Annotated in this window: 10 protein-coding genes; 6 read left to right on the forward strand and 4 right to left on the reverse strand. The window is 36.6% G+C overall.

Annotated elements, in window-relative coordinates; genetic code table 11:
* Positions 1-10: 10 nt before the first annotated feature.
* From E0Y80_RS18065 to E0Y80_RS18095, 6 genes are all read left to right on the forward strand, one after another.
* A complete protein-coding gene (locus E0Y80_RS18065; protein WP_197091667.1) occupies positions 11-1,066 on the forward strand; it encodes a carbohydrate-binding protein in 1,056 nt (351 codons plus the stop codon).
* Between the two features lie 107 nt (positions 1,067-1,173).
* Positions 1,174-2,139: a hypothetical protein gene (locus E0Y80_RS18070; RefSeq protein WP_156309078.1), complete on the forward strand. Its 966-nt coding sequence runs from the start codon at positions 1,174-1,176 to the stop codon at positions 2,137-2,139.
* 883 nt (positions 2,140-3,022) lie between these two features.
* The gene (locus tag E0Y80_RS18075; RefSeq protein ID WP_156309079.1) at positions 3,023-3,202 is read left to right on the forward strand and encodes a hypothetical protein; all 180 of its coding nucleotides are present in this window, start codon (positions 3,023-3,025) and stop codon (positions 3,200-3,202) included.
* An 11-nt stretch (positions 3,203-3,213) separates the two neighbouring features.
* Positions 3,214-4,242 (forward strand): AAA family ATPase, encoded by a 1,029-nt coding sequence (locus tag E0Y80_RS18080; RefSeq protein WP_197091668.1) that lies wholly within the window; start codon positions 3,214-3,216, stop codon positions 4,240-4,242.
* Positions 4,229-7,336, forward strand: a complete 3,108-nt coding sequence (locus E0Y80_RS18085; RefSeq protein ID WP_156309080.1) for a type I restriction endonuclease subunit R — start codon at positions 4,229-4,231, stop codon at positions 7,334-7,336. The genes E0Y80_RS18080 and E0Y80_RS18085 overlap by 14 nt, the downstream gene beginning before the upstream one ends.
* A gap of 437 nt (positions 7,337-7,773) precedes the next feature.
* Positions 7,774-8,526, forward strand: coding sequence for a GIY-YIG nuclease family protein (locus E0Y80_RS18095; protein ID WP_197091669.1), 753 nt, complete (start codon positions 7,774-7,776; stop codon positions 8,524-8,526).
* A gap of 34 nt (positions 8,527-8,560) precedes the next feature.
* Here E0Y80_RS18095 and E0Y80_RS18100 read toward each other — a convergent pair whose 3' ends face one another.
* The 4 genes from E0Y80_RS18100 to E0Y80_RS18115 form a co-directional block, all read right to left on the reverse strand.
* The gene (locus E0Y80_RS18100) at positions 8,561-8,722 is read right to left on the reverse strand and encodes a hypothetical protein (RefSeq protein ID WP_156309081.1); all 162 of its coding nucleotides are present in this window, start codon (positions 8,720-8,722) and stop codon (positions 8,561-8,563) included.
* A gap of 224 nt (positions 8,723-8,946) precedes the next feature.
* A complete protein-coding gene (locus E0Y80_RS21035) occupies positions 8,947-9,171 on the reverse strand; it encodes an OmpA family protein (protein WP_156309092.1) in 225 nt (74 codons plus the stop codon).
* On the reverse strand, positions 9,172-9,684 hold the full coding sequence (locus E0Y80_RS18110) for a hypothetical protein (RefSeq protein ID WP_156309082.1): 513 nt from the start codon (positions 9,682-9,684) through the stop codon (positions 9,172-9,174). It abuts the gene before it with no gap.
* A gap of 27 nt (positions 9,685-9,711) precedes the next feature.
* Positions 9,712-9,981, reverse strand: coding sequence for a hypothetical protein (locus tag E0Y80_RS18115; protein WP_156309083.1), 270 nt, complete (start codon positions 9,979-9,981; stop codon positions 9,712-9,714).
* Between the last annotated feature and the right edge of the window lie 119 nt (positions 9,982-10,100).

Here is a 10,100-nt window from a genome sequence, read left to right on the forward strand (position 1 = left end):
TTTTAGAAAAATGAAAAAATTAATAGTATATGGCATTGGACTAGTATTGTTGTTAAGTTTAAATGGCTGTGAAGAATTTATCCGAACGGAAGTTGTCAAGGAATTGTACGTAAATAAATCCATCATCAATGGTTTTGTGGGCGAGGAAGTCCAATTAATTGCCAGCCCGACAGATGGTAGCTATCAGTTCAAATGGAGTTCGGAAGATGAGAAGATTGCTACTGTTTCCCAAGATGGAAAAGTTAAGCTCACCGGTGAAGGATTTACCAATATCATTGTGGAAGCTGGCGATATTAGACAGAAGGTAGAAATTTACTCTGTTATTCGTATCAGTCTGAAGGATATTGTGCTGAGCGATACGGATTTAGAAATGACTCCAGGTGAAAAGAAAATTATCACTGTTCAGCGAGTTCCTGATAATGCAAATGATGTACTGGCGGCAGTATGGGGTACTGAAAATAGCGCTGTTGCAGTGGTGAATGAACTGGGCGAAATAACAGGGGTAGGAGAAGGGCAAACTGCAATCCTATATACTGTAGGTCCTATTGTTAAAAAAATAAATGTTATGGTGACCTTTACTTCACCATTCAACGGATCCCATATTTTGCAGACTGGAAAACAAACGGAAATCATGGCGGCCGATTTTGATTATGGAGGTTTAGGATATGCCTTTAATGATGATGAAGGCAATAATGTTGGAAATGACGATTACCGGAGAAGTAAGGGAGATTCCAAAAGTAAACCGGTGGAAGTTGAAGGCAATGGAAATAACATTGGCTATATCAGTGCTGGGGATTGGTATCAATATACTGTGGATGTAAAAGAAGCCGGGAAATACCTGTTCGATGCATCGCTATCAGCTATGGAGGATGGTTTATTCCATCTTGAAGTCGATGGTGTTCGTGTTCCCGGAGATATTCTGACTCCCAACAATGGAAGCTGGAATTCCTGGAGGTATATTCCAACAACACCTGTCGAAATCAATCTAACCGAGGGAAAACATAAGATAAAGTTTGTGGTAGATCGCTCTGGCTTTAATTTGAGAGCCATTCGCTTCACTAAATAAAGCATGCTTTTATGTAAATGAGGGATAATAACCTGAACGGTAACAAGTGCAATGGCTTGATCCGGTCAGGTTGTTTTTTAATAAAATTTAACCTTAAATACTTTATTTTGAGGAGTCTTTGGGTTTTGGTAATTGTCTTTCTGAATGCATTGAACTCTTCAGCGCAGGTCAATCTATTGAAAGATCCAAATTTTTCAAGGGGATTTTCAGTATATATGGTGGAGGACGGAATTCCGGACCTACCCTTAACCATAAGAAAAATTATTGTAGTAGACTCTAATCAACATGATGGTCCCGTTTGGCAATTAGCGCAGTGGAACAACTATAATAATAAAATTGAAAATGCGGCTTACAGTAAACAAATGGGCATCGATGTTTATAGAACCAGGTTTGGGAATGAGTTCCGGATCGATACAGCCAATAAGTTGTTGCGATTGAAATTAAACACTTCCTCGGAGTATGGAAAAAATAAAGTTAGTCCCGATAATCCGAGAAAAGAAGGTCAAAAATGGCCACACTTGCTAATTTCGCAGGATATTGAAAATCCAGCAGGTGGTTTGGCAAATCTAAGATCTGTAGAAATGCAAGTCACCTATGCTATCCTTTCGATCAAGAATAATCATAGCAAGAAGAATTTTAATAAAAACCTGCATTCAGCCCAATTTCAATGGTTTCTTTCTATAAAGAATAATAATCAAGCTTCTCCGGGTTTTGGGGATTATTTTTGGTTTGGACTATCCTTATATGATTTTAGGCATCAATTTGCACCTAAATACGCCAATATGGATTTCAATACTACCGCAAAGTTCATTTATATGCCTGATATGAAGGAGGTTTTAAGTGAAAACAATGCCATTAAAGTTGATTCCAAAGGTCAGCTTCTGAAATACGATGTTTTCCATGAAATCAAAGAAGCATTCCTTTTAGCCAAGGAGAATGGTTTTTTAAAAGATAGTCAATGGGAAGATCTCTATATTTCCCATTGTAATATTGGTTGGGAAATTCCCGGCTCTTTTGATGTATGTGCCCAGATTCAAGATCTCGGAATTATAGTGAAGAAATTCCAAAAATAAAAATGGGTTTCTATCGGGATATAGGTAAATATTAGGCTAAACTATAGAATTATTTAAGAAAAAAGTTAGAAGCAATTGAGATTTCAATGTAAAGAAATTCAAAAAGGGCTAGTATCTCCTCCGTATGAAATTCTACTGAACCTCCGGTAGTTGGAATAGGGATTTTGATGAAATTTTGATTGAAATTCTGTGGAGATAAAATCAGGGGACGAGGTCCTTGATGTGGTATTTGCAAATTGGCAACCATCCAAATGGCCGTCCATAGAGCTTTAAAGTACCTTAAAAGCTCTACGGGTTTCTGAATCAGTTTTAGAATTAAATTTAAAGGTATTCCTGGGTACTTTCAAATAGAAGAATCTTGAAGTCCATTGGTGAAAGATGGACTTTTCATACAGTCTATGTATGAAAAGTTCGGCAACTTTTCGAGAATGATTGTTTAAACCAAGTAAAGTTCGATAGCAATCCAGAGTTTCTTATATTAGATCAGAGTATTAGGGAAGTGTTATTGGAAGGATGAGGGATATAGCAATGAAAAATCTAAAGGTAGTTGTGTAGATGTGGAGAAACTATGATCTGTGATCGTTTTACCGATGGATAGGAGTGTTTCTACTTCATTAGGAAAACCCAATGGTTGTAGATTAGAAATCTCCCTTTCAAGGTTGCAGAACCAAAATAATCCATGCTAAAGTAGCAAATCTTGTTATCGGAATGGGTCGTGTAACAGGATAACTTGTGATATCGGCTCTCTGCGTTTAATGGTTGGTTGGATAAGAGGGGATACAATACCTATATGGGTCGCCGATCCCGAAAAAATTATTTAATTGTTTTGATGATGACGGATTTGGTATCAAAGAAATAATTAAATGTGACCATTTCAAAAGAAATGGAAAAAATCAGATCAGTGGCAGGTAAAGTGTCCTTTTTGTTAGACCCCGATAGGTTTTGGACTCGCATAGACATATACATCGGTGAGAAATTCGGGACCGTAAAGAGAGGCAGGTTTATGCTGAACGAAACTACTTTGGCGGATGCATCTTTGGTTCTTTTTCAAACCACAATATAGAAATAGAAAAAATGACCTTTGAAGCGAGGGTTCAGGGGACCGATACATTTTTTGAGGTGAATCTTTCAAAAAATAATGCGGCGTCCCTTATTTCCGAAGTACGTTTTTCATTTGAACGCGGAGATGATTCAAATTCAGAATTTGTAAAAATTTCTAAAGGCGAAGAAAGCTGTTTTATTTGGAGTGTGTTTTATAGTTTACTAAAGGAAGCTATAGAGGCATTAATCCCATTAGGAGAGGCACAAGAAGAAATAAAATCATTGGCCGCAATAGCCGAATCTAAAAGCAAAGACACAAAAAAAGCAGAAAATCTAGCTAAAAAAAGCAGAAACAAAGAGGATGCTAATAAAGTAGACGTATTGAGAAATGAAGAGGAAGTGGCTAATATTGAATTGAGCGCAGCACAGGAAAAACTCAAAAAATTAGGTGGGCTATTTAATAATTTGGATTATGTATTTATTGATGATCCGGTAAGTTCACTCGATGATACCCACTTAATCGAATTGGCTGTAAATATAGCTGAGTTAATTAAGTCTAGTAATTCAGGATTAAAATTCATTATCACTACTCATAATCCATTATTCTATAATGTGTTATTTAATGAATTTAACGGAGTAAAAAACACAATAAAATGGCGTTTAGAAAAACTGGATGATGGTACTTATTCAATACATGAATTAAAAAACGATTCTCCATTCTCGTATCATTTATTTCTTTTATCTGAATTAGAGAAAGCTATACAATCGCCAAATGATATAAAAAAGTTTCATTTCAACTTTCTTCGTAATATATTAGAAAAAACTTCTACCTTTTTGGGACACAATAAATGGGAAGACCTTTTAACCCAAGAATCACGTGAAGCATATTACAAACGAATAATAAATCTCTCCAGCCATTCTAAACATCATGGTGAAGAAATATCAATTATTGAAGAAAATGATAAGAGAGTATTGAGCTTTCTGGTTGAAGAAGTAAAAAGAATGTATGGATTCAAATCAACTATTAAACCAAATGTTATAGAAGAAAATGGCACAGTATAACACCATAGCAGAATCAAACAATTTCATCGTTCTTGATAAATACGACAAATATTCAACATTGAACGAACCACCTGCGGTCTATCAGACGGAAGCTGCCCTTGAGCAGGAATTTATCCGGGATTTAGTCGCTCAGGGTTACGAAAAGCCATCTAACCTTACTACGCGGGAAACTATATTGGCTAATGTTAGGCAACAACTGCAGGCACTGAATAACATGGAGTTTACAGATGCGGAATGGGTTCGTTTTGTAGAAGAATATTTGGATAAACCCGGAGATAGTATAGTTGATAAAACAAGAAAGCTTCATGAAAACTATATTTATGATTTTGTATTTGATGATGGTCACATCCAAAACATTTATTTAGTAGATAAAGAAAACGTTGTCCGCAATAAAGTGCAAGTAATTTCACAATTCGAGCAGAAAGGAACGCACGCCAATCGATATGATGTAACCATCCTGGTGAATGGTTTGCCTTTGGTACAGGTGGAAATAAAAAAACGTGGAGTTGCTATCCGTGAGGCATTTAATCAGGTACATCGTTACAGCAAAGAAAGCTTCAATAGCGAAAACTCACTTTTTAAATATTTACAGGTATTTGTTATCTCAAACGGTACCGATAGCCGTTATTTTGCCAACACCGTAAAGCGGGATAAAAACAGTTTCGACTTTACCATGAACTGGGCAAGAGCGGATAACTCTTTGATTAAAGACCTGAAAGATTTTACAGCCACCTTTTTTCAGAAACATACATTGTTAAATGTATTACTCACCTATTCCGTTTTTGATACCAGCGATACATTGCTCATCATGCGTCCGTATCAGATAGCGGCAACAGAAAGAATGTTGTGGAAAATAAAAAGTTCTTTTGAAGCAAAAAAATGGTCTTCTGCAGAAGGCGGCGGATTTATATGGCATACCACAGGTTCGGGAAAAACCCTGACTAGTTTTAAAGCGGCAAGAATGGCAACACAGCTTGACTTTATAGACAAAGTATTCTTTGTAGTGGATCGTAAAGATTTAGACTTTCAGACCATGAAAGAATATCAGCGTTTTTCGCCCGATAGCGTAAACGGTTCCGATAGTACAGCCGGTTTAAAAAGGAATATTGAAAAAGTAGATAACAAAATTATAGTTACCACTATACAAAAGCTAAACAACCTCATGAAAAGTGAAGGTGATTTAGCCATTTATCAAAGGCAAGTAGTATTCATCTTCGATGAGGCGCACCGCTCTCAATTTGGTGAAGCTCAGAAAAATCTGAAGAAAAAATTTAAAAAATTCTATCAGTTTGGGTTTACCGGTACACCGATCTTTCCTAAAAACGCTTTAGGCGCTGAAACTACAGCAAGTGTATTTGGACGTGAATTGCATTCCTATGTAATAACCGATGCCATCAGAGATGAAAAGGTATTGAAGTTCAAAGTAGACTACAACAATGTACGTCCACAGTTTAAGAAAATAGAGCAAGAGCAGGATGAAAAAAAACTGAGCGCTGCAGAAAACACAAAAGCATTACTTCATCCAGCTCGTATTAAGGAAATCTCGCAATACATTTTGCAAAATTTCAGAATTAAAACCCACAGAAATCAGGGGAGCAATAAAGGGTTTAATGCCATGTTTGCCGTAAGTAGTGTGGATGCTGCCAAATGTTATTATGAAGAACTGAATCGTCTGCAAAAAGAAAGTGAAAAACCGTTGAAAATAGCAACCATCTTTTCTTTTGCAGCAAACGAAGAACAAAATGCCATTGGTGAAATACCTGATGAAACTTTTGAGCCATCAGCGATGGATATTAGCGCAAAAGAATTCTTATCCAAGGCAATCAATGATTATAACGCTATGTTCAAAACCAGTTTTGGAGTTGAAAGCAAAGAATTTCAAAACTACTACCGCGACCTAGCAAAAAGAGTAAAGAGCAAAGAAGTAGACCTTATCATTGTAGTAGGTATGTTCCTTACTGGATTTGATGCCCCTACACTGAATACGCTTTTTGTAGATAAGAATCTGCACTATCATGGGCTAATGCAGGCATTTTCGCGTACCAATCGTATTTATGATGCTACAAAAACCTTTGGTAACATTGTTACATTTAGAGATTTAGAACAGGCAACCATTGATGCCATCACTTTATTTGGAGATAACAATACCAAAAACGTGGTGCTTGAAAAGAGCTACAAAGAATATTTGGAGGGGTTTACAGATATTGCTACTGGTGAAGCCCGCAGAGGTTATATTGATGTTGTAAATGAATTGAATGAAAAGTTTCCCGATCCTGATGAAATTGTCACAGAAAAAGACAAAAAGGAGTTTGCGAAACTTTTTGGTGAATATCTGCGTGTAGAAAATGTTTTACAGAATTACGATGAATTTACCCACCTTAAAGCATTACATGCTATAGATGTACATAATCCTGAGGCTGTCGAAGCATTCAAAGAAACGTATTTCGTGACAGACGAAGATATTTCAGCAATGCAGGAAATCGTTCTATTACCTGAAAGAACCGCTCAGGATTATCGTTCCACATATAATGACATACGTGATTGGTTAAGACGAGAGAAAAATGGAAAAGAAGACGAAGCATCTAAAATTGATTGGGATGACGTTGTTTTTGAAATAGACTTATTGAAATCTCAGGAAATAAATCTGGATTACATTCTGGAATTAATTTTTGAACACAACAAAAAAACAAAAGACAAATCGGCTTTAATTGATGAAATTCGTAGAGTGATTCGTGCCAGTATTGGTCAAAGAGCAAAAGAAAGTCTGGTAGTTGACTTTATTAATGAAACAGATCTTGATAAAATACAGGAAAAACCAAATATTTTAGACGCATTTTATGCCTATGCAGGTGAGAAACAAAGAACTGAAGCTGTTGAATTGATAACAGAAGAGAACTTAAATGAAGAGGCGACAAAAAGATACATAGCCACATCACTAAAACGTGAATATGCCAGTGAAAACGGAACAGAGCTGAATGCTCTTTTACCTAAAATGAGCCCGTTAAACCCACAGTATTTAACCAAGAAACAAAGTGTTTTTCAAAAAATCAGTGCCTTTGTAGAAAAATTTAAGGGAATAGGAGGACAACTTTAAGTAAGGAACAGTGGAAAGCACTACAAATTTAAATACAAAAAAGCTCAACAGTAATGTTGAGCTTTTCATTTATACTATTGTAAGTTTATTTCTTATCAATCAGCTTTTCCAGCCTTGCCATCATTTCGTCTTTCTCCTTTAGCAAGCCTCCTGCTTTATGCCCAGCATTTCCCTAAAACGTTTCACATTACGACCCTGATGTATTTTGTGTTCCATGGCAAGTACCTTTTATAAAATCTAGACATTTCTTTATGGGTTACCGTATTGGCTAAAGGTATTACTTTGTTTATATTTACAGCAGGAGTATTTTTTACATTAATCTATAGTATCTTAACCATTTATGAGCACCTTCGGAAAAACCATACGATTATTTTTAGTAGACGGAACTGCTAACGGCCTTACAACTGCAGAACTTAGCAAACTGGACGGGAATAGGTGTGAAAGTACCTCGTATAAAAATCAGAGAATACAGTAATCGACTTGAGTTTCAAAAACCGGGTGTCTATATTCTCATAGGTAAAGGAGAAAATAATGAAGATGCTGCCTATATTGGTGAAGCAGAAGTAATTGCTAATCGCTTGTTTCAACAAATCGCAGAAAAAGAGTTTTGGAATGAGGCTATCTTTTTCGGCAGTAAAGACAAATACCTCAACAAAGCCAGTATAAAATATCTGGAAAACCGCTTGCACGAATTAGCCATAAAAGCAGGGAGATATACTATCAATCAGAATACACCTACCCGTTCAGAATTATCCGAAGCAGAACAAGCTGAATTGGAAGAATTTCTTTCTCATGCAAAAGTCCTTACAGCCACTTTAGGACATAAGTTATTTGAAGCATTGGAAGAAACGGTTGAAGACAACAAAGTGCAAAATCAAATATTCTATTGTAAAAATGGAGCCGGAGCCAACAGCAAGGGCAGCCCTTCTACAGAAGGTTTTATTGTTTATAAAGATTCTTTATTTATAATTTCGGAGCAGCCTTCTTTAGCTGATGGGATTCGTCTTGAAAGGCAAAAAATGCTGAATGATGGAACCTTAAAAATTGAAAGTGATTTTTATAAACTGACCAAAGATTATGTATTTACCTCGCCATCTCGTGCAGCATCAGCAACGCTTGCGCGATCAGCAAGCGGACCTTTGGAATGGAAAACCGAAGAAGGTATTCAGTTAAAGTCTTTTGAAGTTTAAATTAGATCGAAAAGGCATAAACTAAGATTTTGTATTATACTATAGCTTCTTTTTTATTTTGAATAAAAATCAAATTATCATCATCTTCTGAGATTAATTTTCTCAAATCCTCCAAAAAATGGTTCGAAAATTGTCCCGACAGGACGACTAAAACGACAAATGGTGCCATTGGAAGACAATTGGTGCCATTTTTCATTTTAATCCCTTTTTTCTTAATATAGCAAGGCTTCCTGTAAAAATTCCCTTTAATTAAAGAATCGATATATCAGTATTTTTGAGATTATTTTGAGTCAAAGGGTAAGAATATGAAAATATGTTGACAGGATTCGAACCGCTTCAATTCTCTTAAATATTTCTTTTTTTAAACGATCTCTTGTTGGTATCATAGTGTAAATTTCTTCTCTTTATTTATCCGATTGCTCAGATTTTTAAAAGTTCCACCCTTCGGTTCTGCGCTTTCCCTTCCTCTGTAACATTGGCAGCTACCGGATTGTCCTGTCCGAATCCTGCGGATGTTAAGCGGTCGGCACCTATGCCGGCATTTAAAATTTCTTTTTTAACTGTTGATGCCCGGCCTTCCGATAATTTTTGATTGTGTTCTTTTCCTCCCGAATTATCCGTGTATCCGTTTATGGCTATTTTCAGTTAAGTATTATCCCTTAACACCTTGATCATTTCCCGGACAGTTTCCAATCCATCTGTTTTCAATATGGCTCTGTCCTTATCAAAATTTATCTGCATTACAGATTTACCCGAATTCAACAAATCGTTTTCTATCTCGGCCGAGGTGACTTTCTTTAAGGTCTGATCAAACGCTTTTTCCTGCACGATCTGTATGGAAGTACTGTTTCCCGTAGCTTTTACCATAGCTATATAGACGTTCCCCTCATGTCTTCTGATCACATACATTGCAACCACTTCGTCCCAGATATCCAGGCTACCTTTGCTTCCTCCATAGGTGGCTAGTTCCTTGTATTTGTCCTTTAGCTCCTTTGTTAGGTTACCTTCAAAGACCTTTATCCCTCCGGCATTCAGGATCGCATCTTCAAAACTTTTGTTCAGGTATCGACCGCTGATCTCTACACTGCTCTCTCTGTCTTTTTGAACATGTGCACTGAAAGTTTTCCCCTCTACTTCATAGATTTTTTCAGGAGTCACGAATACGATAAAATCAAAATCTTTTACTTACGGTCTGTTAATGTATTTAGCACCCTCGGGGGCAGTGAAGAATGGAAAATCACCGATTTCTGCCGTGGAGACCGGAATGCTGTTTATGTCAAAATCAGCAGTGCTATCCTGCTCCAGGGATGTAATTTCTTCTGGTTGTGATAAAGTAAGGGTATCTGTCCTTTTAACCGATGTTTCACCTACCGCATTGTTTTCTTTGTTGGAATTGTTACAGGAACTCATTAGAAGCATGCCCATAATTAGGGCGATTGGGACTGTTCTTTTCAAATGTATATTATTTGCTTTTTTAATTGTCGTCCGCCAGCTGGCGGATTCATGCGGGTTTGTGTTTTGCCTAACATTAATATTTCATATTTTGTATACGTTTTATGCGTTTTAAAATGATT

The sequence above is a fragment of the Sphingobacterium endophyticum genome (assembly GCF_009733535.1).
Classification (GTDB): domain Bacteria; phylum Bacteroidota; class Bacteroidia; order Sphingobacteriales; family Sphingobacteriaceae; genus Sphingobacterium; species Sphingobacterium endophyticum.

Bases quoted from the DNA above. Each gene is read 5' to 3' on its own strand.
- E0Y80_RS18065 (WP_197091667.1), top strand. From the start codon at position 11: ATGAAAAAATTAATAGTATATGGCATTGGACTAGTATTGTTGTTAAGT.
- E0Y80_RS18075 (WP_156309079.1), top strand. From the start codon at position 3,023: ATGGAAAAAATCAGATCAGTGGCAGGTAAAGTGTCCTTTTTGTTAGAC.
- E0Y80_RS18080 (WP_197091668.1), top strand. From the start codon at position 3,214: ATGACCTTTGAAGCGAGGGTTCAGGGGACCGATACATTTTTTGAGGTG.
- E0Y80_RS18085 (WP_156309080.1), top strand. From the start codon at position 4,229: ATGGCACAGTATAACACCATAGCAGAATCAAACAATTTCATCGTTCTT.
- E0Y80_RS18100 (WP_156309081.1), bottom strand. From the start codon at position 8,722: ATGAAAAATGGCACCAATTGTCTTCCAATGGCACCATTTGTCGTTTTA.